At 45.2% G+C, this 24,445-nt stretch carries 22 protein-coding genes; 16 read left to right on the plus strand and 6 right to left on the minus strand.

The genetic code is table 11. The features are described 5' to 3' along the window. Positions 1-9 precede the first annotated feature (9 nt). From FIU82_RS07260 to FIU82_RS07280, 5 genes are all read left to right on the plus strand, one after another. Positions 10-1,452 carry a DUF2971 domain-containing protein gene (locus FIU82_RS07260; RefSeq protein ID WP_152440718.1) on the plus strand — a complete coding sequence of 481 codons (1,443 nt, stop codon included), beginning with the start codon at positions 10-12 and terminating at the stop codon, positions 1,450-1,452. 121 nt (positions 1,453-1,573) lie between these two features. Beyond that, the gene (locus FIU82_RS07265) at positions 1,574-1,885 is read left to right on the plus strand and encodes a transposase (RefSeq protein WP_216651825.1); all 312 of its coding nucleotides are present in this window, start codon (positions 1,574-1,576) and stop codon (positions 1,883-1,885) included. A gap of 11 nt (positions 1,886-1,896) precedes the next feature. Next, a complete protein-coding gene (locus tag FIU82_RS07270; protein WP_253946357.1) occupies positions 1,897-2,739 on the plus strand; it encodes an IS3 family transposase in 843 nt (280 codons plus the stop codon). 56 nt (positions 2,740-2,795) lie between these two features. Then, on the plus strand, positions 2,796-3,098 hold the full coding sequence (locus tag FIU82_RS07275) for a hypothetical protein (RefSeq protein ID WP_152440719.1): 303 nt from the start codon (positions 2,796-2,798) through the stop codon (positions 3,096-3,098). 102 nt (positions 3,099-3,200) lie between these two features. After that, the gene (locus FIU82_RS07280) at positions 3,201-3,590 is read left to right on the plus strand and encodes a hypothetical protein (RefSeq protein ID WP_152440720.1); all 390 of its coding nucleotides are present in this window, start codon (positions 3,201-3,203) and stop codon (positions 3,588-3,590) included. Positions 3,591-3,823: 233 nt separating this feature from the next. Here FIU82_RS07280 and ald read toward each other — a convergent pair whose 3' ends face one another. Continuing rightward, positions 3,824-4,945, minus strand: coding sequence for an alanine dehydrogenase (gene ald, locus FIU82_RS07285; RefSeq protein WP_022944180.1), 1,122 nt, complete (start codon positions 4,943-4,945; stop codon positions 3,824-3,826). A gap of 141 nt (positions 4,946-5,086) precedes the next feature. Between ald and lrp the strand changes: the two genes are divergently transcribed. The 9 genes from lrp to FIU82_RS07330 all read left to right on the plus strand — a co-directional run bounded on the left by lrp (position 5,087) and on the right by FIU82_RS07330 (position 14,418). Continuing rightward, positions 5,087-5,566: a leucine-responsive transcriptional regulator Lrp gene (gene lrp / locus FIU82_RS07290; RefSeq protein WP_022944181.1), complete on the plus strand. Its 480-nt coding sequence runs from the start codon at positions 5,087-5,089 to the stop codon at positions 5,564-5,566. 124 nt (positions 5,567-5,690) lie between these two features. Then, positions 5,691-8,318 carry a DNA translocase FtsK gene (locus tag FIU82_RS07295; protein WP_152440721.1) on the plus strand — a complete coding sequence of 876 codons (2,628 nt, stop codon included), beginning with the start codon at positions 5,691-5,693 and terminating at the stop codon, positions 8,316-8,318. Positions 8,319-8,327: 9 nt separating this feature from the next. Further along, positions 8,328-8,972, plus strand: a complete 645-nt coding sequence (gene lolA / locus FIU82_RS07300) for an outer membrane lipoprotein chaperone LolA (RefSeq protein WP_152440722.1) — start codon at positions 8,328-8,330, stop codon at positions 8,970-8,972. 46 nt (positions 8,973-9,018) lie between these two features. Then, on the plus strand, positions 9,019-10,302 hold the full coding sequence (locus tag FIU82_RS07305) for a replication-associated recombination protein A (RefSeq protein ID WP_152441474.1): 1,284 nt from the start codon (positions 9,019-9,021) through the stop codon (positions 10,300-10,302). Next, a complete protein-coding gene (gene crcB / locus FIU82_RS07310; protein WP_022944185.1) occupies positions 10,289-10,672 on the plus strand; it encodes a fluoride efflux transporter CrcB in 384 nt (127 codons plus the stop codon). The genes FIU82_RS07305 and crcB overlap by 14 nt, the downstream gene beginning before the upstream one ends. 8 nt (positions 10,673-10,680) lie before the next feature. Next, the gene (gene serS / locus FIU82_RS07315; protein ID WP_045978778.1) at positions 10,681-11,976 is read left to right on the plus strand and encodes a serine--tRNA ligase; all 1,296 of its coding nucleotides are present in this window, start codon (positions 10,681-10,683) and stop codon (positions 11,974-11,976) included. Positions 11,977-12,077: 101 nt separating this feature from the next. Beyond that, a complete protein-coding gene (locus tag FIU82_RS07320) occupies positions 12,078-12,497 on the plus strand; it encodes an MAPEG family protein (protein ID WP_152440723.1) in 420 nt (139 codons plus the stop codon). Between the two features lie 691 nt (positions 12,498-13,188). Then, positions 13,189-13,890 (plus strand): hypothetical protein, encoded by a 702-nt coding sequence (locus FIU82_RS07325; protein WP_152440724.1) that lies wholly within the window; start codon positions 13,189-13,191, stop codon positions 13,888-13,890. A gap of 132 nt (positions 13,891-14,022) precedes the next feature. Beyond that, positions 14,023-14,418, plus strand: a complete 396-nt coding sequence (locus FIU82_RS07330; RefSeq protein ID WP_152440725.1) for a hypothetical protein — start codon at positions 14,023-14,025, stop codon at positions 14,416-14,418. 481 nt (positions 14,419-14,899) lie between these two features. On the opposite strand, the gene FIU82_RS07335 is transcribed toward FIU82_RS07330, so the two are convergent. The 4 genes from FIU82_RS07335 to FIU82_RS07350 all read right to left on the minus strand — a co-directional run bounded on the left by FIU82_RS07335 (position 14,900) and on the right by FIU82_RS07350 (position 20,483). Next, positions 14,900-15,943 carry an IS110 family transposase gene (locus tag FIU82_RS07335; protein WP_152440726.1) on the minus strand — a complete coding sequence of 348 codons (1,044 nt, stop codon included), beginning with the start codon at positions 15,941-15,943 and terminating at the stop codon, positions 14,900-14,902. A gap of 238 nt (positions 15,944-16,181) precedes the next feature. Beyond that, a complete protein-coding gene (locus FIU82_RS07340; RefSeq protein WP_152440727.1) occupies positions 16,182-18,026 on the minus strand; it encodes an ABC transporter ATP-binding protein in 1,845 nt (614 codons plus the stop codon). Between the two features lie 115 nt (positions 18,027-18,141). Beyond that, a complete protein-coding gene (locus FIU82_RS07345) occupies positions 18,142-19,857 on the minus strand; it encodes an AMP-binding protein (protein ID WP_152440728.1) in 1,716 nt (571 codons plus the stop codon). A 185-nt stretch (positions 19,858-20,042) separates the two neighbouring features. Continuing rightward, positions 20,043-20,483: a PA2169 family four-helix-bundle protein gene (locus tag FIU82_RS07350; protein WP_022944192.1), complete on the minus strand. Its 441-nt coding sequence runs from the start codon at positions 20,481-20,483 to the stop codon at positions 20,043-20,045. Positions 20,484-20,770: 287 nt separating this feature from the next. Between FIU82_RS07350 and FIU82_RS07355 the strand changes: the two genes are divergently transcribed. Continuing rightward, positions 20,771-21,793, plus strand: a complete 1,023-nt coding sequence (locus tag FIU82_RS07355) for a DNA topoisomerase IB (protein ID WP_152440729.1) — start codon at positions 20,771-20,773, stop codon at positions 21,791-21,793. A gap of 41 nt (positions 21,794-21,834) precedes the next feature. On the opposite strand, the gene FIU82_RS07360 is transcribed toward FIU82_RS07355, so the two are convergent. Beyond that, positions 21,835-22,275, minus strand: a complete 441-nt coding sequence (locus FIU82_RS07360; protein WP_022944194.1) for a DUF3010 family protein — start codon at positions 22,273-22,275, stop codon at positions 21,835-21,837. A 246-nt stretch (positions 22,276-22,521) separates the two neighbouring features. Here FIU82_RS07360 and thrS point away from each other — a divergent pair, with 246 nt between their 5' ends. Then, positions 22,522-24,432 carry a threonine--tRNA ligase gene (gene thrS, locus FIU82_RS07365; RefSeq protein WP_152440730.1) on the plus strand — a complete coding sequence of 637 codons (1,911 nt, stop codon included), beginning with the start codon at positions 22,522-22,524 and terminating at the stop codon, positions 24,430-24,432. The last annotated feature ends 13 nt before the right edge of the window (positions 24,433-24,445 follow it).

The following is a 24,445-nucleotide window of genomic DNA, read 5'->3' on the forward strand; positions in this document are numbered from 1 at the left end:
TTCTATTATATGAAGAAGGAATTTTACAGGTTCAGACGTATTAATAGTTTGATTGGAGAGTTCGAAGAATTAGAAAATCAAAGCATCTATTTTGCAGAGCCAGAATCATTAAACGATCCTATGGAAGGCTTTCGAGATATGTATTGGAGAGGTGACTTCATAGTATGGAGAAATTTGTTCCGACATTATCTATTATGCCTTGAGAGGCTTTGTTCTTTGTTAATAATTTCAGGTGAAGAGTACCCCATAACTACAGCCCACATGCCGGTTTTTTCTGGTGAGGAAGATTTTCCTACGCCAATGTATCAAGAGTTATTCGTAAACATTACAAACAAATTCTTTGATAATGAAAGCCTAATTAAGCTTATCGAATCAATTTCCAAGCGAACAACACCTGTAAGAAGAGATGAATTGTTTTTCTATCTTCGAAATATCCATAGTTATGCGCTTGAAGTCATTTATTCAGAATATGAAAGAAGTGGACTTATTCCTGAGCGAGACAACAGAAACTCTGAAGCAGATAAACCAATTCGCGACCTATTAAGCCGAGACTTTATAGGTATTCTTGAGAAAAGCTTACTTGAGAGCGGTGGTGATGAAAAAATAGCAAACGCTATGTTTTCAGCACATCATCATAGTAATCTACAGATGGATCTTATATATCGATTTAATGGAAATATCGATAGTGACAAAAAGAATAGAAATCTAGTAATTATTGAGTTCCCTAAAGAATATATCTCTCAACTTGAAAAGTTGGTTTTCCCTGATTGGTATACCGCATGTTTTATGTCTGAGTGTAAGAGTTCTTCAGTATGGGGGCATAATGGTGATAATCATTCTGGTGCTTGCTTGATCTTTAATGCTGATGTAATTAATGAAAAATTCTTTCTAAAACTAAAAGGAAGAAATGGTTACAGCTCTACATCTGGTCCTACTTATGGATTTAGAAACAGAATGTTTTATCCGATAGATTACATTCAAGGTTATGGTCAAATAGATTTCTTTCGTATGCTTGGTCGACTTCCTATCCCTAAGCTGAATTCTATGTGGTACTCGTTAAATGGTGCCTTGAGTGAATGTGCAGATGACATGATTAAATCTGAAGATAGTTGGCGTGAAAATTACTGGGAAAATTTTTATAGAGATGTAACAGTTAAATCAAAAGATTGGTCATATGAAAACGAACATCGTTTGATCCTTGCGAGCTCATTAGATAGTTTTTCTGATCCAAAAGATAGATCATTAAATTATGAATTCTCATCTCTTAAAGGCATTATTTTTGGGATTAAAACGACAACAGAAGATAAATTGAAAGTAATAAAAATAATTGAGAAAAAATGTAGAGAAACAGATAGAGATGATTTTAAGTTTTACCAAGCGAATTACTCGCCGGAAGAAAAGTGTATAACATATTCTGAAATGTCTCTACTCAGCTTCAAAAAAGAGGTGTAACAAGTTGCTGAACTCGGAAAAATTACTCGCTGCGCTCCTAATTTTCCGGTGAGCAAGGCGTTATATTTAGGACTTACCCAAAAAAAGTAGACACCTTCTATAGTTAGAAAAGAGGTGTCTCATGACTAAAAAGAAAAGAACCCAGGCCTATACCGAAGAGTTTCGTCGCGAAGCGGTTCGAAGGGCGGAGCAACCCGGAAATACCAACAAATCCGTCGCCGAAGAGCTGGGGATCAGCGCCCAGCAAATTTATAACTGGCGTAGGCAATTCAACCGTCTTTCCGACAAGCAATTTAATACCGTTCAAGGCGTTGATTACTCGAAACATGAAAGTGAGGAACTGCGCCGTCTCAAGCGCGAGCTACACGACCTGAAAGAGGAAAATGAATTCTTAAAAAAGGCAGCCGCGTACTTTGCGAAAAGCCAGGAGTAAAGTACGCGCTGATTGCGCAGTATGTAGGCCAGTTCCGGATCACCTTGATGTGCAGAGCATTGAAAGTCTCACGCTCTGGCTTTTATCGTTACTTGAACCGAAAGCCGAGCAATAAAGCACAGAAACATGCTGAGTTGGCCCATCATGTGAAAGAGGCTTATGAGGTCTTTAAGGCACGCTACGGCGCGCCCAGACTAACCTATGAACTCAATGCCAGCGGTGTTCGATGTAGCCTCAATACGGTCGCTAAAATCATGCAAGAGCTGGCTCTCAAGGCAAGAAATGGCAAAGCGTTCCGTTACAGTCGCAGCAGCTATTCAAACTCGAATGTAGAAGGGAATGTGCTTGCCCAGCAGTTCATCACAGAGCGTGCCAACAGGAAATGGGTATCAGATATCACTTATATCCGTGTTCGCGGCCAGTGGCTTTACCTGGCCGCTGTGATGGACCTGTTCTCAAGGGCGATTGTCGGTTGGGCATTAGACACGTCGATGACGGTCAAGCTGATTTCAGATGCTTTCAACATGGCACTGGCCCGCAGGGAGGTTAAACCAGGTTTGATGCTTCACTCAGATAGAGGCGTGCAGTACCGTGCGGTGGCCTATCAGGATTTAGTGCGTTCATCAGGTGCGATAATCAGCATGAGCCGAAAGAGCAATTGCTGGGATAATGCGGTGATGGAATCCTTCTTCAGTCGTCTCAAAGTTGAGCTGGTTTATGCCGAGAAATTCCACTCGATACAACACGTTAAATCCTGTATGTTTGAATACATTGAAATATTTTATAACCGCAAACGACGTCACTCAGCGTTAGGCTATCTCAGCCCGCTGGAGTATGAACAACGGTTTGCGTAATAACCTGTCTACTTTTGATGGGGAAGACCAATTTTTCTAGAGTTCGGAGAAAATGAATGCCTGAAGAAGCAATTAAGTTTGCGAAAAAGCTGCTGGAAAGCGATGAAGATTACTTAGATAACGTAATTAAGCTATCGCATATTGGTAATGAAAAGTATGGCCAATGCTGGAACACTGAATTTCATATTTTTGGTGAAATTGAATCAGAAACAGATCATTTACCCTTAATTCATGTTAGGTCAAAGTGCTCAGAAGAGTTTCTGATTAAAGCTGATAAAGAATTAAAAGAAACTATCGAGTATTATCGGGACAGTGTTACTAAAGCTTGTAACATCATTATCAGTGGTAAAAACGTATGACAAGCGCATTAGTGAACGGACGTCCAAAGCTTGGCTGACGTTCGTTCCTCGCTGATTTTAGCCAAGCTTTCTCCGCCCATTATGCGGGCGTTAGGTAAATAAATGAGATTCTCGCAACTGATTACACTCGTATTTGCATTAATTATTGCTGAGCAATTAAACGCAACAGAAAACAATACTGTATTCGGTAGCGTCGAGTGCTCTCAATATAATAAAAAGAAAAATGAACCCAATTGGCAATATGGTTATAAAAATTGGTGGGCTGGATACTTAACAGGAACGGGTGTTGTTTTTAAACAAGGTAAGTCACCTGACAAAATGCCAGAAGGTCAAAATTTTATTTTGAGTATCGGTTCATATTGTAACACTCACCCAAGCAGCAATTTAAAAAATGCTATAGATAAGTACATAGCAGACCAAGTTAAAGCTGGGCATGCAACGTTACCTAACAATCAAATGCAGCCGATGCCAAACAACGGCTCGGCTGAGTAGGGCGTTACTGAATAAATACTCTAACGTGTTTTTGTCCAAAATCGAGTGTGTCCGACCGCCTCCGACCGGTCTCATACTTGCTCTTAATTAACAGTCACTGAGTAAATTAAAGGCTTACAAGCTTCGCGTTATTCGGGATAGGGTCATAGATAATCTGGAATAGTTGTTAATCGGCAATAAAAAAGGGCAGATAGTGTATCTGCCCTTTATATTTAGTCACTTATAACTTGTCGTTATAGGCTCTCAACCGCAGTGCGTGGGTCAAGGTATTCCATATCAAATGCTTCAGCAACTTCTTTATAAGTTACTTTACCTTTGATGACGTTAAGGCCTTCTAGGAAGTGCTCGTCTTCAAGAAGTGCTTGCTTGTAGCCTTTGTTAGCCAGCTTGATGATGTACGGCAATGTCGCGTTGTTAAGCGCGAAGGTTGATGTACGTGGTACTGCACCTGGCATATTCGCAACGCAGTAGTGAACTACGTCATCAACAATGTATGTTGGCTCGTCATGAGTGGTAGGCTTCGAAGTCGCAATACAACCACCTTGGTCGATAGCTACGTCAACAATCGCTGCACCAGGCTTCATTGCTTTGATATGCTCAGCAGTCACAAGCTTAGGTGCTGCAGCACCTGGAATAAGTACGCCACCAATCACTAAGTCGGCATCCAGTACGTGCTTCTCTAGCGCGTCGGCAGTTGAATACACTACTTTAGCAAGAGAACCAAACTGAGCGTTAAGGCTACGTAGTACGTCAACGTTACGGTCTAAAATGGTCACATCAGCGCCTAGGCCGACAGCCATTTGGGCTGCGTTACGGCCAACCATACCACCGCCGATAACCACAACTTTAGCAGGCTCAACACCCGGTACGCCACCAAGCAACATGCCAAGGCCTTGCTTTGACTTTTCAAGTGCCTGAGCACCGGCTTGGATAGACATACGACCCGCCACTTCTGACATCGGAGCAAGTAGCGGTAAACCGCCTTTAGCATCGGTTACGGTCTCGTATGCGATACAGATAGCGCCGCTTTTCACTAGGTCTTCAGTTTGTGGTAAATCTGGCGCTAGGTGAAGGTAAGTAAACAAGATTTGATCTTGGCGTAGCATCGCACGCTCAACAGCTTGCGGCTCTTTTACTTTGATGATCATCTCTGCTTGGGCGAACACATCTGCCGCGTTTGGTAAGATTTTTGCGCCTACTTCGATGTAATCTTCGTCAGTAAAACCAATGCCTAAACCAGCATTCGTTTCAACAATGACTTCGTGACCATGGTTGATAAGTTCACGCGCGCTGGCTGGGATCATACCAACACGGTACTCATGGTTTTTTATCTCTTTTGGTACACCAATAATCATAGTTACTATACCTTTTGTGAACAGGAAAATTTTTCACTATTGTACTTATGCCTAAATAGTGTGTCTCACTGTTTTACATTTTCAAGCCAGTTGAATACACTTAAATCAAAGTAAAATTAGATAAATCCACTTTCATTAACTATGTATACACAACTAGACCGCATCGACCGTAAAATTTTAGTCGAATTGCAACGGGATGGCCGTATTTCCAACGTTGAATTGGCAAAACGAATTGGCCTTAGTGCGACCCCTTGTTTGGAACGCGTGAAAAAACTTGAGCGTGAAGGGTATATTCGTGGTTACAAAGCGGTGGTCGACCCCGCCAAGCTCGGTCAGGCGCTGTTAGTGTATGTGGAAGTGACCATTACCAAAACATCTCCCGATGTGTTTGACGAATTTAACCAAGCGGTAAAAAAGCACGATGAGATTGTGGAGTGCCACTTAGTATCAGGGAACTTCGACTTTTTGCTGAAAACACGAGTGACCGATATGTCTGAGTATCGTCAGGTGCTTGGCGATATTTTGCTGAAGCTACCCAATATCAGTGAAAGCCGCACTTATGTGGTCATGGAAGAAGTAAAGGGTGAAGAGGCATTAATTATCCGTCCACAAGTTCCTTAAGGGCCCGTTAATGCTCGTGCCGATTACAATTACTGATTATAAACCCAGTGCATATTCAGCTGAGAATTGATAAGGTAAGAGTAATGCGCTGTAGTATCGAAAGAAAGAATAAGGATAATGGAATATGCGCCTAAATGGTGTCCAAAGACTGCTTGAAACTGGCTTAATAGTCAGCACCGCGCTAGCCATTTTTATTTTGTGTGCGCTGGTGAGTTTTGACCCAGCCGATCCGTCCTGGTCGCAAACAGGTGAGTTTGTCGATGTTAAAAATATCACCGGCACAGCGGGTGCGTGGGTGGCGGATATTTTATTATTTAGTTTTGGTTGGTTGGCGTTTTTAGTTCCCGCAGCCATTCAACTGTTTGGGTATCTCGTTTTTAAACGCCCCCACAGAGTGCTTAGCTTAGATTATGTTACTTTAGCGCTGCGCCTCATCGGCTTAGTGCTGTTTACATTGAGCGCTTGCGCTATTAGCTCCATTAATTTTGACGATATTTTTTATTTTTCTTCCGGTGGGGTAGTGGGGGATGTTATTGCCGGTGCGATGATGCCAGCATTTAATTTCACGGGTACCTCTATCCTATTATTGTGCTTTTTCTTTGCCGGCATGACCTTACTTACAGGTGTTTCTTGGGTTCAATTTGTTGATACCTTGGGCGCGTATGTTATGAAAGCGGCCTTGTTTGTTTGGCAGTGGTTGCAAAGCAAACGCGGCCAATACCAAAGTGAATTTGCTGAAGCCGAGCAGCGCAGCTTAGCCAATGAATCAAATCCACAAGTGGAAGCGATGCAGAGCGCTCAAGAGCCAAAGCTAGAAATTAAAAGCGATAACGCCGACACAGAAGTTGAAGCCGATAAAGACAAATCATTGTTAGATAAAGCTGCGGCTATGTTTTCGCCAGAGCCTAAAAAAGAGCCTTGGCAGGAGCAAAGCAGTGACAGTGATACGCAGAGCGCTATTAAAGAGGCGCCTAAACAACATCCGGCATTTGATGATATTGATGCCATGCTCGGCGATGAGATGAATTTTAGCGCCATTGATGATGAGGGCTTTGATACCGTCAGCGCGCTTAACGAGCTAGACCAAGTGCCCACCGAGGCAACACCAAGTACACAGCCCCAAAATAAAGGGGCGAACTCGGCTGTTGCATTAGCGCACAAAGGGACCAACAATTCAGTGGCAACAACCACAGTGGCACACAAAAAAGCGCCAACAGCCAAAGAGAAATTCGAACAGCTATTAGAAGAAAAGCCGCCCATGGAGCCGCTTCCTTCGTTGGATTTACTTGATAGGCCGGATAAACAGAAAAACCCCATTTCTGAAGAAGAGCTCGAGGCTGTTTCTCGTTTAGTAGAAAGCAAGCTGCAAGATTTTGGCGTACAAGCGTCCGTTGTAGGGGTTTATCCCGGTCCGGTAGTTACACGCTTTGAACTCGATTTAGCGCCGGGGGTAAAGGTCGCGAAAATCTCCGGTTTATCGAAAGACTTAGCACGCTCGTTATCTGCGGTCAGTGTGCGTGTGGTTGAGGTGATCCCAGGGAAAACCTATGTCGGTCTCGAATTACCTAATAAGCACCGCGAAATTGTGCGCCTATCAGAAGTGATCAATGCCCCTAAGTTTGAGCAAAATAAATCGCCACTAACCATGGTATTAGGTAAAGACATTGCCGGGCAACCTGTGGTTGCAGACTTAGCCAAAATGCCGCACTTGTTGGTAGCGGGTACCACCGGCTCGGGTAAGTCAGTGGGCGTTAATGTGATGATTTTAAGCTTGCTATATAAATCACCGCCAGAAGATGTGCGCATGATCATGATCGACCCGAAAATGCTTGAGTTATCGGTGTACGAGGGGATCCCACATCTACTGTGTGAAGTGGTCACCGATATGAAAGAAGCGGCCAATGCACTGCGTTGGTGTGTTGGTGAAATGGAGCGCCGCTATAAATTAATGTCGGCTTTAGGGGTGCGTAACCTTAAGGGCTACAACCAAAAAGTGCTTGATGCTAAAGCCGCAGGGGAACCTATTTTAGATCCTTTGTTCAAAGACACAGATGGCATGGCTGATGGGCCGCAAGAGCTAGACAAGTTACCCAGCATTGTCGTGGTGATTGATGAATTCGCCGATATGATGATGATTGTTGGTAAAAAAGTGGAAGAGCTCATTGCCCGAATAGCACAAAAAGCACGGGCTGCAGGCATTCATTTGGTATTGGCTACACAGCGTCCATCGGTGGATGTGATCACCGGCCTGATTAAAGCCAATATCCCTACACGTATGGCGTTTCAGGTGTCCTCGAAAATAGACTCGCGGACTATTCTTGACCAACAAGGGGCCGAGCATCTTTTAGGCATGGGTGACATGCTGTATTTACCACCAGGGACCAGTGTGCCAATCCGAGTTCATGGCGCCTTTGTTGATGACCATGAGGTTCACGCGGTTGTGAGTGATTGGAAGGCCCGAGGTAAACCTGATTATGTGGATGAAATACTCAATGGTGACGCCGTCGAAGACGTATTGCTGCCAGGGGAAACATCCGAAGACGGCGACGATGAATCAGACCCATTGTATGACGAGGCCTGCGCTTTTGTTATTGAAAGTGGTCGTGTGTCGGTATCAAGTGTACAGCGTAAACTGCGTGTTGGTTACAACCGCGCTGCGCGATTGGTTGAACAAATGGAGCACTCCGGTTTAGTCAGTTCGCCCGGCCATAATGGCGCCCGTGAAGTGCTAGTTAAGAATAACGCTGGCTAAGGAAGTAATATGAAACAATTTTTATACAGTGCAGTGGCAAGTGTCGCCCTGTTTTCATCAACAGTTTTTGCCGACGACGCACAGATGCTGCAACAACAGCTAAAGGGTTTGGACTCACTCAGCTCGGCTTTTTCACAGCAAGTGTTTGACCCGCAGGGGCAGCTGGTGAGTGAAAGTAAAGGCAAATTGCAACTAGAACAGCCACGGAAAATTCGTTGGGAGCAACAACAACCAGACGAAACCTTGTTTGTCTCCAACGGGGTTGATAGCTATTACTTTGACCCTTTCGCCGAGCAAGTGACGGTACTGGATACCTCTAAACTAATTGATAATACGCCGTTTATTCTGCTCACCACAGAAGATGAAGAGCTGTGGCAGCAGTTTAGTATCAAGCAAATCGAAGCTGGCTTTGAGATTACCCCGAAAAATACTGAAGATGCGCAAGCAGAAAAGCTGACGTTGCATTTTGATGAGCAGCAACAAGTTGCAGCACTTGAGGTGCTTGACCAATCAGGTCAGCGTTCACACTTTCATTTTGATGCGCCCAAGCGCAATGTTGATATTGATGACAGCGTGTTTGAATTTACCATTCCTGAGCACGTGTTTGTTGATGATCAGCGAGCGCCACAAGCCGAGATAAACCGTGGCGAATAATTTCTCCCTAGACTTTGCCCCCGATGTGCGCCCGTTGGCGGCGCGCATGCGCCCACACACATTGGATCAGTACATCGGCCAAAGCCACATATTAGGCACAGAGCAACCCTTGTACCAAGCCATTAAAAGTGGCCATTGCCACAGCTTAATTTTGTGGGGGCCACCTGGGGTTGGTAAGACCACGCTGGCGCATATTATTGCGCACCACAGCGATGCCCAGTTTTTGGAGTTATCGGCGGTCAGCGCAGGGGTGAAAGATATCCGTGAGGCTGTCGACAGTGCCAGCGACTTGCTACAACAGCAAGGCAAACGCAGCTTATTATTTGTGGATGAAGTACACCGCTTTAATAAGTCGCAGCAAGACGCACTATTGCCGCATGTTGAAAACGGCACCTTCATCTTTATTGGCGCCACCACAGAGAACCCCTCTTTTGCACTGAATAACGCCGTGCTGTCGCGCGCCAGAGTGTACACGCTGAAAAAGCTTTCAGCTGAAGATTTGCAGGCAGTGGTGAATCAGGCGCTAGAACAGGATGACATTCTTCGCCAGCAAGGTGTGACCATCGAGCCCGATAGCCTTGAGCAGTTGTGCCACAGCGCCAATGGCGACGCTCGCAGTGTACTTAACCTGCTGGAAGTGGCGGCAAATTTGGCGCAGCAACACCAAGGCTGTATTAATCAGGCGGTGCTCAAGCAAGTCGCGCCGCAAATGGTTGCCCAATACGATAAGGGGGGCGATCATTACTACGATTTGATTTCTGCTTTTCATAAATCAGTGCGCGGCTCCGCGCCGGACGCGGCATTGTATTGGTATTGCCGTATTCTCACCGCCGGAGGCGATCCCTTGTATGTGGCGCGGCGGCTATTAGCGATTGCCACCGAAGACATTGGCAATGCAGACCCCAAAGCCATGGAGGTGGCACTGAATGCCTGGGATATCTTTCACCGGGTTGGCCCCAGCGAAGGTGAACGAGCCATAGCTCAAGCCACCTTATACCTAGCTAGTGCGCCGAAAAGTAATGCCGTATATATGGCCTTTAATGAGGCCAAACGTCATGCGAAAGAGACCGCTCACCTCGATGTGCCTTATCACATTCGCAATGCGCCCACGCAATTAATGAAAGAGCAGGGCTTCGGCGAGGATTATCGCTATGCCCACAACGAGCCGGGAGCCTATGCAGCAGGCGAGAACTTCTTCCCCGAGGAGATTGCTGACAGCCGCTATTATCATCCCAGTGATCGTGGTTTAGAAAAACGCATTAGTGATAAGCTTGCTTATTTGCAAGAGCGTGATGCGCAAAGCGACAGGAAGCGCTATGAGCGCTCTTAGTACCTACTTTTTTATTGCCATTGGCGGGGCCTTGGGTGCCTGCGCCCGCTTTGGTATAAGTGAATTAGCACTAAAACTGCTGCCTAAGGGATTCCCTTTTGGCACGCTGGCGGTTAATATTCTCGGTTCATTGTTAATGGGCATATTATATGGCCTGTTGGATCGCGAAATGCTATCGCATCCGCACCGCGTCACACTCGGAGTCGGGTTTTTGGGCGCGCTGACAACATTTTCTACATTTTCCATGGATACGCTGTTGTTGCTTCAGCAAGGGCAGTGGTTGAAAGTGGCGTTAAACGTCCTCCTTAATGTGGGGATGTGTATATTTATGGCTTGGATAGGCCTCATGCTAACAACGCAAAAAGGTTAAAAACTCACATGTTAGACTCAAAGTATCTTCGTCAGGACGTAGAGCAAACAGCAGCCCGTTTAAAGGCACGTGGCTTTGAATTAGACGTAGCGAAACTGGCACAACTCGAAGAACAACGTAAAGCGCTACAGACTAAAACGCAAGAATTACAAAGCGAGCGTAACTCCCGTTCCAAAGCCATTGGTCAAGCGAAGGCGAAGGGTGAAGATATTCAACCTTTATTGGATGCTGTTGCCAATTTAGGTGATGAGCTCGAAAATGCCAAAAAAGAGCAAGATGCCGTCCTCAATGAATTAAAGGACATTGCCTTAGGCCTGCCTAATTTGCCAGCAGAAGATGTTCCAGCAGGCAACGATGAAGACGATAACGTCGAGGTTAGCCGTTGGGGTGAGCCAAAGAGCTATGATTTTGAGGTCAAAGACCACGTTGATTTAGGCGAAGCGCTGGATAAAGGGCTGGATTTTGAAGCCGGGGTGAAGCTCTCGGGTGCCCGCTTTACAGTAATGCGTGGGCAAATCGCGCGCATGCATCGCGCGTTGGTGCAGTTTATGCTCGATACGCACACCGATAAAAACGGCTATACCGAAATGTATGTGCCTTATTTAGTGAATAAAGACAGTTTGTTAGGCACGGGTCAGCTACCTAAGTTTGCAGAAGACTTATTCCACACAGAGAAACTGGGTGAGCACGATGATGGCTTTAGCCTGATCCCTACCGCTGAAGTGCCGCTGACGAACTGTGCGCGTGACGAAATCTTTGAAGAAAAAGAGCTGCCAGTACGAATGACTGCCCATACTCCGTGTTTTCGCAGTGAAGCAGGCAGCTATGGCCGCGATACGCGGGGCTTAATTCGTCAGCACCAGTTCGACAAAGTTGAGTTAGTGCAATTGGTTAAACCTGAAGATTCAATGCAGGCACTGGAAGAGCTAACTTCTCATGCCGAGCAAATCTTACAGGCGCTTGAGTTGCCGTATCGTAAAGTAGTGTTGTGTACCGGCGATATGGGCTTTGGTGCAATGAAAACCTATGACTTAGAAGTGTGGTTGCCAGCACAAGACACCTATCGCGAAATTTCGTCTTGTTCAAATATGGGCGACTTCCAAGCGCGCCGTATGCAAGCGCGTTTCCGCCGCGCGGGCGAGAAAAAGCCGGAATTACTGCATACACTCAATGGTTCAGGGTTAGCCGTGGGCCGTACGTTAGTGGCTATTTTGGAGAATTACCAACAGGCGGATGGCAGTATTGAAGTGCCACAGGCGCTGCGCCCTTACATGGGTGGGTTAGAGCGTATCAGTGCTGCTTAATTATTAGTAGCTTATTGAAAAGGCCGCATTTTAGCGGCCTTTTTTGATCGCATCGCACGCCTTGGCCGTAGCTAATATAAAGCAAATTACAAGGAGAAAGTATGGACTATTCTGCGGTTATTTTGGTGTCATTGGTGTTGTTTGCCTGGATGTTGGTAGCGCAGTGGTTTGTGGCTTCAACTGTAAAGGCGAGGGCCGATAACGCCATTCCAGGAAAAATTGATGATAACCTGTCTCATGACTCATTTATCTTTCGTGCCCACCGAACGTTTCAAAATACATTAGAAAACGCGCCGCTGTATATTGTTTGTGCCCTAGTCGGTCTGCACTTGGGGGTGTCAGGGCCCATCTTCGCTATTGCCAGCGCGGTATTTGTCGCCGCTAGAGTCATTCATATGCTGCTTTACTACGTGATGGCCACCGAATCCAACCCCAGCCCCCGAAGTTATTTCTTCATGATCGGCTGGCTTGCGAATATCGTGATGCTCGTGCTCCTCACACTGGAAATCTTATTCTTTTAATCTTTTCGGTGTGGGGTGTGTTTATCTGTTAATGCTGTGAGCAGTAGAATCTACGAGCTTGAAGCGGGTGAAATGTCTTAGAGATAGAGGCATACTGAAAGCGGGTAGAGATGTATTCGCCCGCTTTTTTATTAAAGCGGTTTGGGGTCTGTGGCCAATTCGAACTAAATTAAGCCACTTTTCCTTAGTTACCGATTTTTTAGGGCGAGTGACCAATATTAGTCTCTAACCTGTTTCGGGTGGCGCTTTCCTAACACCAGCAAGGGTGTCGTTCCAGCCAATGCGCTCCTTCCAAAGCTTGCCATCTATAAAGACTTTATAACAATCAATTCGGTTAGTTTTAAACAACACCAGCCTATGTATTGCAGGCTTTCAACTATCGAAATTTGTGACTTAAATCATCGTTTAAGTTTCGCTGGTAACGTATAAAGGGGAGCAGCCTTCTTGTTGTGAAATGTGATTACTTCTATTAGTGTAAGATTTAATTTAATTTTTGTAGCTTCATTAGTGTGTCTATACATCATAGGCCACTTCTTATCTTACAAGGTAGCAAACCTTGTAAGGTCTCACTAATAAGCTGTTATGCTTATTTGAAAATGTGTCATATCGTGTGCTATTTGTCGTGGTGATATCTAGATTTTAGTGTAAAATTTCCACGTTAATTTATTGATTTGAAAGGGATTAATTTCTGATGCTACAAGTTTTACATCCAGAAGAGTTTCGTTTAATAGATCACGCTGAATATACAATGCTAGCTGCTGATAAGGGTTATCAAAAAGCTAATGATTGGGGTGGTGGTCGTTGTCCTGTCTGTAAACGTCCGATGTATTCACGTGGTGGGCATAAAAAAGACGACGGGCATTTTTATCACAATGATAAAGAGTTTTGTCCAACTAAAGAGCCAGCAGCTCGACCTTATATCTCTAAGCCTCCGACCAAAATTGATGTTGAAGCTGAAGAAAGAAATAGAAATTTTGTAAGGGAAAATATTGAACAAATATATGGAGTATTGAATCAAGACCTTGTTCCATTTCTAGACTTTAAAGAGTTCATCTCAATATTAAAACGTGCAAAAGAACTTAGGGTTTATGGGTACGCAAACTTAGAGCCAGGTCTATTACCATATGTGTACGCTACATTAATTAACTTTTTGCCAAGTAAAAGTAGAGACAAAAAGCGAAAGCTAAAATTTTGCTTCTTCTTCGATGCTGCAATCCAAGAGTTTGATGATTTATGGATTGATAGAGGGGAGCATAGTGTCTTCTTAAGAGTTTCCTATAATGGTCAAGAGACAAAAAAAGTTAATATGTTCAATCTAAACGATACATATTTGAATAAGGAATATTTTAAGATGTCTGATAAGCAAAAAAAGTGGGCAATGCGTAACATATAAGCATAACAAAGCATTTAAGAGTGATTCCCAACGCTTGGCATTTTTCATTCCATCGTTGGGTTTCATGTTTACGGTGATATAGTTTCGTTTCGTGGTAGCGTTGCTCACACCTTAATGCGGCGTTATATACCTATGGATGCATTGAGTAAACTTCAAGAAAAAAATGACGCACATTCAAAACATCAGCGGGATACTAGCTGGGGTATAATTTGTGTGTTTTGCATACTAAGCCCATTGCTTTTCAGTTATGGGTGGGAATTTTATCACTCGTTTAAAGGATTAACCTTTGAGGCACTTCATCCATCTATTGTTGTAGTAGCTATGCTCGGGTTTGGTTTACCTATAGCCTTTATGGGGGATTTAATGTTACTTCATCGTGCCATTAAATTTTTACTGCTAGTTGCTGCCGAATGTTGGTTTATTTGGTTTTGGGTTGTATCTCCATTGTCATGGTTGGCCTTCCTCCCTTTAATACCAGCTTATGTTTTATTAAAAGTGCAATTACCTAAAAATAAGGCTGGTGATTAACCGGTATATAACACATATGAACCTTCTTCCGTCAAATAAACAATAGAACCTTCTTTAGCTGCCGATAGGCAGCTAACTGTTTTTCAATTAGCAAAATAATCTACTTCGCTCTGTCATTGTGGCCGTTAAATAAATTGCTTACGGCAAACACATATAGAGGCTCTCTTATTGTGATCTCATCACTGCCTAACTCTGTCATTCCTTATGGTGGTTAGGGGCACTAGACATTCATCGGTTAACCTTAAGAAGGCACTATTCAAGTCAGTTGGCTCGTGGCTCCAGTTAGTTTCAGGCTCAACTAAGGTGTAAACAATTTTGCTCATTGTTAATGCGCACCAATGGGGTGTCTAATCAAGCGCAAGTAGCTTATACGGCGACTATATTTACCTGCCATATCATGCTTTGTGGCATATACGTCACAAATAACGCGCGATAGTTCTTGCTTATCTAGTTTGGCGTTCAGCTCACCCCATCGTGCGACTTAGGCGCTTAAAAACCGTTCATCATCGAAAACCGTTTTATTCTTTAACATGAAGTAAACAGCGCGGCCGAGTTTATGGGCCAAGGCGGATAACGCTTTGGCTTTGCTCATACGCTTTTGTAGTTTGTTTAGATAACGTCTTGCTTTGTCGTTACCTCGTAAATAGAGAATAGCGGCTTCACTGAACGCCCATTTTAAATGACCGTTGCCAATTTTATTACCACTTGTGCCGTAGGTTTTACCTGCTGATTCAGCTTTGCATTTAACTAAGCGGGAATAGGAAGCAAACTTTTGGACTGACTCAAAGCGCTCTATGTCGCCAATTTCATAAAGTATGGTCATCGCTAATATGAGCCCGATGCCTGGTACCGTTCGCAATTGAGCGTAATAGTCAGGGCGATGTTGTTGTGCTTTGCGCTCAAGAAAACATTCAAGGTATTTTAGTTCTTGAGCGTAGCTATCGAGGATGGCTAAGTCGAAATTGATATTACGTTGAACAACGGGGTCGTCATAACGCGTTCTGAATTCTTCCCGCACACATTTGTTTTTCATGTGCAACTCTAGCGCGGGATAATTATATTGGCTGTTCGTGTTAACGATATGCGCTTTAAGCTGAGCACCATGCTGAACAAGCTTGGTTCTTCGACGCAGTAAATCACGAGTCGCTCTCATCTCACTTGGATAATCATAAGCAAGAGGAAAGTTGCCACCGCGTAGCAAACTGGCGATTTTATAAGAATCAATTTTGTCTTTTTTGGCTTTACCACCGTGAATGGCTTTCATGTAAAGAGCGTGACCGAGCACGAAATCAACATCATGTTCTTTGCATAAGTCGCTAACCCAATACCAACAATGCATACACTCTACGCCAATGACTACTTGCCCTATGTAGGGATCAATGAGTGACAATAATGCTTGTTTATCTGCCTTTATCTTTTTATGAACCACCTTTTCACCCTTGTCATTCAAGATACAGACATAAAGAATTCGAGCATGTAAGTCGATACCACAGTAAAAATCATGTAATTTGGTATAAAATTTCATTGAGCTTTCTCCTTTTGGTTTGGTCGCCTTGAAGTTTAGTATTTCGCTAAACTTCGGGGAGAAAGTTCAATAAGTATCAAGCCACTGAAGCGGGACTCGTAACCGTTGACTCGGTTTCGCTTTGCTACACATTTTAGCCAACAATTACTCGCTCCTTAGTGGGGCGTTCAACATTACTCGCTCCTTAGTGGGGCGTTCAACATCGAGAAAAAAGGGGCCTTGTATGGCCCCTTGTTTATTAGTCTGTGCCTATAAAGCCACCGGTTTGATGGGCCCACAGTTGGGCGTAGATCCCCCCTTGGGCGATAAGCTCTTGGTGTGTGCCTTGCTCAACAATATGGCCTTTGTCCATCACCACCAAGCGGTCCATTTGCGCTATGGTTGATAAGCGATGGGCAATGGCAATAACGGTTTTATTTTCCATTAAGGTATCTAGGCTCGCTTGAATCGCTGCCTCTACCTCAGAGTCTAAAGCTGATGTGGCTTCATCGAGCACTAAAATAGGGGCGTCTTTTAACAGTACGCGGGCAATCGCGATACGCTGACGCTGGCCACCTGATAACTTAACGCCGCGCTCACCCACTTGCGCATCCAGCCCTTTATTACCATGACTGTCTTCCAGTTCACTAACAAAGTCCCATGCCTCAGCCTTTTTCGCAGCGGCGATGATTTGCTCATCCGTGGCATCGGCTAAGCCATAACCGATATTTTCGCGCACGCTACGATGCAGCAGCGCGGTATCTTGTGACACCATAGCGATATGTTGGCGTAGGCTTTCCTGAGTCACCTGGTTTATCGGCGCATCATCAATACGAATGTGTCCTTGCTCAACATCATAAAAGCGCAATAACAGGTTAACTAAGGTTGATTTACCGGCGCCAGAGCGACCAACAACCCCAACTTTTTCGCCAGCACCAATGTTCAGAGATAGCCCATCGAGCACCGGCGGGTGTGACGGGGTAATTGGCTTGGCATAATTAAAGGTGATGTTATTAAAGTCAATGCGCCCATGGGTCACCTTCAGCGTGTTGGCATCCTCTGCGTCGGTTATGGTTATGGGTTTCGTTAAGGTGTTCATGCCATCGGCAACGGTGCCGATATTTTCAAACAGGGCGCTGACTTCCCACATGATCCACTGCGCCATGCCGTTAAGGCGAAGTGCTAAACTAACGGCAATGGCAATGGCGCCGACGCTGATTAAACTAATAGACCAAAGGTAAATCGATAACGCCGCAATCACCGCCACCAAGCCGTAGTTAAGCAGCTGCACGCTCACTTGTAACTTAGTGACCAGACGCATTTGTCGATATACCGGGTCTAAAAACAGCTCCATCGATTCACGGGCATATTGCTCCTCCCGCGATGAATGAGAGAAGAGTTTGATAGTGGCGATATTGGTATAGCTATCAACAATACGGCCTGTCATTTGCGAGCGGGCTTCGGCTTGTTGCTCGGCGACCGCTTTAAGGCGCGGAATAAAATAACGCTGCACTGCAATATAACCTACAAGCCAGCCTAAAATTGGCATCATTAAGCGCCAATCTGCCTGGCCAACAAAGAACAGCATGGCGGAAAAATACACCACAATATACACCGCGACATCCAGTAGCTTGATGACGGTTTCCCTTACCGCCAACGACGTTTGCATCACCTTAGTGGCAATGCGCCCGGCAAAGTCATCGGCATAAAAGCTCACACTTTGGCGCAGCAGGTAACGGTGCGCCAACCAGCGGATGGCCATGGGGTAATTACCGAGCAAGCTTTGATGGAGAACGGCTGAGTGAGCAAACACTAAAATAGGCAACAGCACAATAGTGACTAGGCCCATAAACCAAAGCGTATCGGTTTCGGTGCTTAACAGCTGATCCGGGGTTGTCTGTCCAAGCCAGTCAACGAGTTGACCCATAAAGCTAAATAGCGAAACTTCAACAATGGCTAATAAGGCGGCGCTGATTGACATCACCGCCAGCGGCCAGCCCATGCCTTGGGTGTAATAACGGCAAAAAGCCCATAATCCCTTGGGTGGCGCGGTAGTTGTGCGCTCGGGAAAAGGGGCGGTTAGTTTTTCGAAAAAGGAAAGCATAGCACCACACATAACTAACTGATTTAAGGCGTCAGTGTAGCGATTTTGCGGCGTAAAACCTAGCGCAACGAGTGTGCTAATTTTGCACCACTGTGGTGACTATGCCGACTCCTAGCTACGCGCTTTGTGCTTGCTCATTGAGCTCTGCAAGCATCATTTCGCGCATTTTAAACTTTTGTAATTTCCCGGTGACCGTCATCGGGTATTCCTCGACGATACGAATATACTTAGGCACTTTAAAATATGCGAGTTGATCTTTTAGGTAGGCCCGAATTTGCGGCTCATCGATATCGCGGTTGTCCTTTGCTTTGAGCCACAAGCATACTTGCTCGCCAAATTTATCATCGGGGATACCAAAGACCGCCGCATCACTGACAGCATCGTGCAAATACAGCACTTCTTCTATTTCGCGCGGATAAATGTTCTCGCCACCACGAATTATCATATCTTTAATACGGCCAACGATGGTCACGTAACCTTGCTCATCCATGACCCCTAAATCGCCAGAGTGTAGCCAGCCCTCAGCGTCGATCGTGGCGTTAGTTTTCGCTTCATCGCCCCAATAGCCTTGCATCACACAGTAGCCGCGAGCACAAATTTCACCCGGGCTACCAATGGCAGCGATTTGGCCGCGTTCATCAATAATTTTAATTTCTGTGTGCGCCATCGCTCGGCCCACGGTTTGCACTTGTTTGTCAATTGGTGCATCGGTTTGGGTAATATGGTTGATGGGGCTGCACTCGGTCTGCCCGTAGCCAATCACCACCTCGCGCATATGAAAATCACTGTGTACTTTGCGCATCAATTCTTGCGGGCAGGTGCTGCCAGCCATGACTCCGGTGCGTAAGGTACTGAGATCGTACTGCTGAAAGTCGGGGTGCTCTAGTTGCGCAATAAACATCGTTGGTACGCCGTGGAGCGCCGTACAGCGTTCTTGCTCAACGCAGCTTAGGGTGCTGATTGCATCGAATGAGGGAGCTGGAAATATCGCACAGGCACCACTGGCCAAACACACTAGATTACCCAGCACCATGCCGAAGCAATGGTACAGGGGCACCGGAATACACAGTCTGTCTTTATCATTAAAGTGCATCGCTTGGGCAACCAGCAAACCGTTGTTTAAAATATTGCGGTGCGAGAGCGTGGCGCCTTTGGGGTTCCCGGTTGTCCCCGAGGTAAATTGGATATTAATGGCGTCATCGGGTCGAAGTTGCGCTTCAATAACCCTCATTTGCTGGTAGTGCGTATCCTCGCCCAATTGTTGAACCGACTTAAATGATGTCATGCCGGCAAAAGGTTGCTCGGAGAGAATAATAACTTGCTCTAGAGTGGGCAGCGCTTGCAGGGTGGTTTTGCCACCGTCTTTTAATTCCGGTGCAAGTTGGTAGATCATATCAACGTAGTTTGATGCTTTAAATTGCTCGGCCATCACCAAATACTTTACACCCACGTTGTTAATGGCAAAGGCCAACTCATGAGGGCGATAGGCGGGATTAATGCACACCATAATGGCGCCAATTTTGGCGCTTGCGAATTGCACCAAGGACCATTCAATATTGTTGGGAGACCAAATGCCAACCCGATCCCCTGGCTGTACACCTAGAGCGAGTAAGCCCGCAGCGAGGCGCTCTATTTCCCGTAAATACTGGCGGTAAGTCCAACGGATCCCTTGGTGGCGCACCACAATCGCTTCATTGTCAGGGTATTTGTCGACAATATAATCAAGATGCTCGGCGATGGTTCGCTCGCTAAGCGGCGTTAAAAATGAGCCGTGGTACTGGCTCAACGTTAACGGTAGTGAAGGGGAGTGATTGTCTTGTTGTTGCGGCATTGACTGCCTCCTTGCCCGGATAGATGTTGTCATTTTAGGTTCTTCAACACCTAATCAAGCACAGAGTGTCGACACTTTCCATTATTTTGAGGTGGTTTCTATTGGAATTAGACTAAAGGTTTAGTTTTTGTCGACATAAAAAGCGGGCCATGGGCCCGCTACATCGTCTTGGGGAGAGAAATAATTTAGCTCGTTGCTTCTTGCAGTGCCTTCATTTTATCGTGGCAAATTTGCATGCGTTCACGAAGCTGAGAAAGAACTTGTGCGCACTGAGGTGGCTGCGACTCTTCTAGTGCATCGTCGAACTCTTCAAGCACTTTATCTTCAACCTCTTCAAGGTGTTTGATGTACGTATGCTCTTCGTTGCTCTTAATCGCGCTCATCACCTTAGTGTAGGTTTTACGTACATCAACCAGGGTGTCTGAGCCGGTTTCAATTTCGCCTTGCTCTTCAATGGCAAAGGGTTGCAAGTCGGTCACCGCTTTGTGCTTTTCATCGATCATGTTTTGGAACACGGTACGTACATCATTACTATCAATGTTGTCTTTGGCATCGGAGTAAAAATCAATGCCACCCTTTAGTACTTTGATAATGTCTGTGATTTTCTCTGAACGTTGCATTGTCATAATTGTGCTCCTTCAATTTTGAATTCGATTTAATAGGAGCAATGCTTGTGCCAAATCGAGGGAATACATAAAAACCATTATTAAACAGTGTTTTATCTTTATCTTCGAACGCTTGAAATGTATAAACCAACGCCTTTTTCATGGGCAACTATGAAAGCTTTTCAATTGTAGGCGGTAAAAACGTCATAGTCGTACAGCCAACAAAGCGTATTATTTTTTACCTTTCACAGTGCGCCAGGTGAAGATGTGCTGCGTAGTAGCTATTATCGGAAAAAAAAGGAAGAAGAATGGATTGTAACGTTGCCCCAAGCACAACCTACCACGAGTGTAATACCCTTACGACAACGCGTCGTAAACGGGGAAAAGGATTTGAATACTTCCATCTTGATAAGGAAAAGATAACCAGTCGTGCTTACTTAAAACGAATGCGAGAGTTGGTTGTGCCTCCTATGTGGCGTGATGTACGTATTAGCGCTTGCCAGTACAATAAGGTGCAGGCCGTTGGCGTTGATGGCAAAGGAAAGCGACAATACATTTACCACGCCCATTGGCAATTGGCGCAACAGCAAAAAAAATTTGCCAAGTTAGGTGAATTCGCTGCTCAGCTTCCAGATGCGCGAGGGCAATGCTTATCCTTATTGGCAGAACCTGATTGGACGAAAGACAAAGTGTGCGCGCTTGGGTGCGCAATCTTAGACCTTACCGCGATTCGTGTAGGCAATAATAATTATTACAAAGCCAATGAAACTTGCGGGTTAACCACGCTTCGACGCAAGCATGTGGATATTAAAGACGACCATGTACAATTTAGCTTTAAAGGTAAACACGCAAAACACCGAGAGGTGCGCATCGACGATACTGAGCTTGCTGAATTAGTGGCTTCAAGTGCAGAGCAACAAGGGTATAGCTTGCTACGTTATTATCAACAAGGCCAATGGCATGACCTGCAAAGTGATGATATTAACGAATTTATCCACCGTGTTTTTGGCGGCCACTTTAGTGCCAAAGATTATCGTACCTGGGCGGGGACGCGAATGGCGGTGCGCTTTGCCCACGTAGCCGCAGAGCAGGTACAGGCGCACCCAAGGCGCAAATTTAAGTCTCAGCTGGTTAAACTCGTTGCCAAACAATTAGGCAATACCGCGAACATTTGCGAACAGTATTATATTCATCCGAAGGTGTTAGAACACCTCAGCGAACACTATGAAAATGAACACCCGTTTGCGCATTTTGACGCGACACCGCGCTCTTTAGCCGGGGAGTTAGACATGGATGAGAGGCATGCGTTAGCGATTATTACCGGGCGATAACGTAACAGGCCATTTCTGCGGCCTGTTACTGTCGGGGGAGATTACTGCTTAGCGTAAGTGCGCAGCATAATATCGACATACGCCGTCATAAAGGCTTGCTCTTGAAACTTCTTCAGCCCCGTATCAGCGAACTCAATAGGTAATGGGTTGCGCTTAAGCTGCTCTTTCATCTCTGTGGCACTAATAATGTGCACATCTAAGTTAGTTATCAGCTGCAGTGCCGCTTCCATTTTAAAGCCAACCGCGCCGCCAGCGAACTTTCCTTTATGAGGTCGCGCCTTGATGGCGATAGCATCCACTTGGTAATCTTCCATCAGCTTTTTAAAGTCGCGATGAAACTTTTGGATTTCTTCAGTATCGTTGGCATCGCTTAAAACAAAACGTGTTTGGCGCACATCACGGATGTCAAACACATCATTTTCTTTACTTAGAAGGCATAGTAAAACTTCACTGCCTTTTATTTCTACGCCGCAAGTATGCATAGTCAAATATCACCTTTTTTATCAATGGCATTAGTATATCAGAAGCGCATACAAAATTTGTTAAGAAAATTAGCAGACGAGCCTTGTATTTACCTCTATAGCGCGCCAAAATAGCGCCTCGCTCACGCTGTGTGGGCGGCAGTATCATCGCAATGCTTGTTGGTATAAGCGTTGATTAGACTTATTAAATAGACAAATAAATACACGTGGCGCGGCGTAGGTGTCACCACTGTACAAGGATTAAACATGCCAGTAATTACTCTTCCTGACGGCAGTCAGCGTTCATTTGAAAACCCTGTATCCACGTTAGACGTAGCACAAGACATCGGCCCAGGCCTTGCCAAAGCGACCATCGCTGGGCGTGTTAACGGTGAGCGTGTTGACGCCTGTGATTTAATCAGCGAAGACGCACGGTTAGAGATCATCACCGCAAAAGATGAAGACGGTTTAGAAATTATCCGTCACTCCTGTGCGCACCTTATCGGCCACGCCATTAAGCAATTGTATCCTGATGCAAAAATGGCCATTGGTCCAACTATCGACAACGGCTTTTATTATGATGTCGATATGGAGCACTCGCTGACGCAAGAAGATTTAGAAGCGCTTGAAAAGCGTATGAAAGAACTTGCGAAAACCAAATATGACGTGGTTAAGAAGACCGTGAGCTGGCAACAGGCCCGCGACACGTTTGAACAACGTGGCGAACCTTATAAAGTTGAAATCTTGGACGAGAATATCGCTAAAGATGACCGTCCTGGTTTATACCACCACGAAGAGTACGTGGATATGTGTCGTGGCCCACACGTACCTAATATGAGCTTTTGTCAGCACTTTAAATTGATGAAAGTAGCAGGTGCATACTGGCGTGGCGACTCTGACAATAAAATGTTGCAGCGTATTTATGGCACCGCATGGAGTGATAAAAAGCAACTTAAAGGCTACTTGCAGCGCTTAGAAGAAGCGGAAAAACGCGATCACCGTAAAATTGGTAAAGCCCTAGATTTATGGCACTGGCAAGAAGAAGCGCCAGGTATGGTGTTTTGGCACAATGATGGTTGGAGCATTTACCGCGAGCTCGAAGAGTTTGTTCGCGAAAAACTGCGCGAATATGACTATGAAGAGGTGAAAGGGCCGCTAATGATGGACCGTGGACTGTGGGAAAAATCAGGCCACTGGGACAAATACGGCGATGCCATGTTCACCACGGAGTCAGAGAAACGTGAGTATGCTATTAAACCAATGAACTGTCCTGGTCACGTGCAGATTTTCAACCAAGGTTTGAAATCTTACCGTGATTTACCTTTGCGTATGGCCGAATTTGGTTGTTGTCACCGTAACGAGCCATCGGGTGCGTTGCACGGCTTGATGCGCGTACGTGGCTTTACTCAAGATGATGCTCATGTTTTCTGTACAGAAGAGCAAATCTTGCAAGAGGTGACGGCGTGTATCGATATGGTTTACGACACTTATTCGACCTTTGGTTTTGAAAAGATTGTTGTAAAGCTTTCTACACGCCCAGAAAAGCGCATCGGTGAAGATGAACTGTGGGATAAAGCCGAGAAAGCCTTGGCGCAAGCATTGAGCGATAAAGACATTGAATTCGAATACCTACCAGGTGAAGGTGCCTTCTATGGTCCGAAAATTGAATTTACTTTGTATGATTGCTTAGAGCGAGCGTGGCAGTGTGGTACAGTACAGCTAGACTTTATGTTACCAGGACGTCTTGGCGCAACTTATGTGGCTGAGAACAACGAGCGTCGCACTCCGGTGATGATTCACCGTGCTATTCTGGGTTCAATCGAACGCTTTATCGGTATTTTGACCGAAGAATACGCAGGGCTGTTCCCAACCTGGCTTGCTCCTAAGCAGGTGGTGATTATGAACATCACTGACAAACAGTCTGATTATGTGCACGAAGTTGTACAAAAATTGAATAAACTGGGTATTCGCGCCGCAGCCGACTTGAGAAATGAGAAAATTGGCTTTAAAATTCGCGAACATACTTTAAAACGTATTCCTTACTTGCTAGTTGTTGGTGACAAAGAAGTAGAGCAGCAAGAAGTGGCAGTAAGAACACGTACAGGTGAAGACCTAGGTAAATTTAAAGTCGATGACTTTATCACTAAAATCACAAATGAAATTAAAACAAGACAGTAATTTGTGATCGAAA

This window comes from Pseudoalteromonas sp. THAF3, from assembly GCF_009363775.1.
GTDB classification, from domain to species: Bacteria; Pseudomonadota; Gammaproteobacteria; order Enterobacterales; family Alteromonadaceae; genus Pseudoalteromonas; species Pseudoalteromonas ruthenica.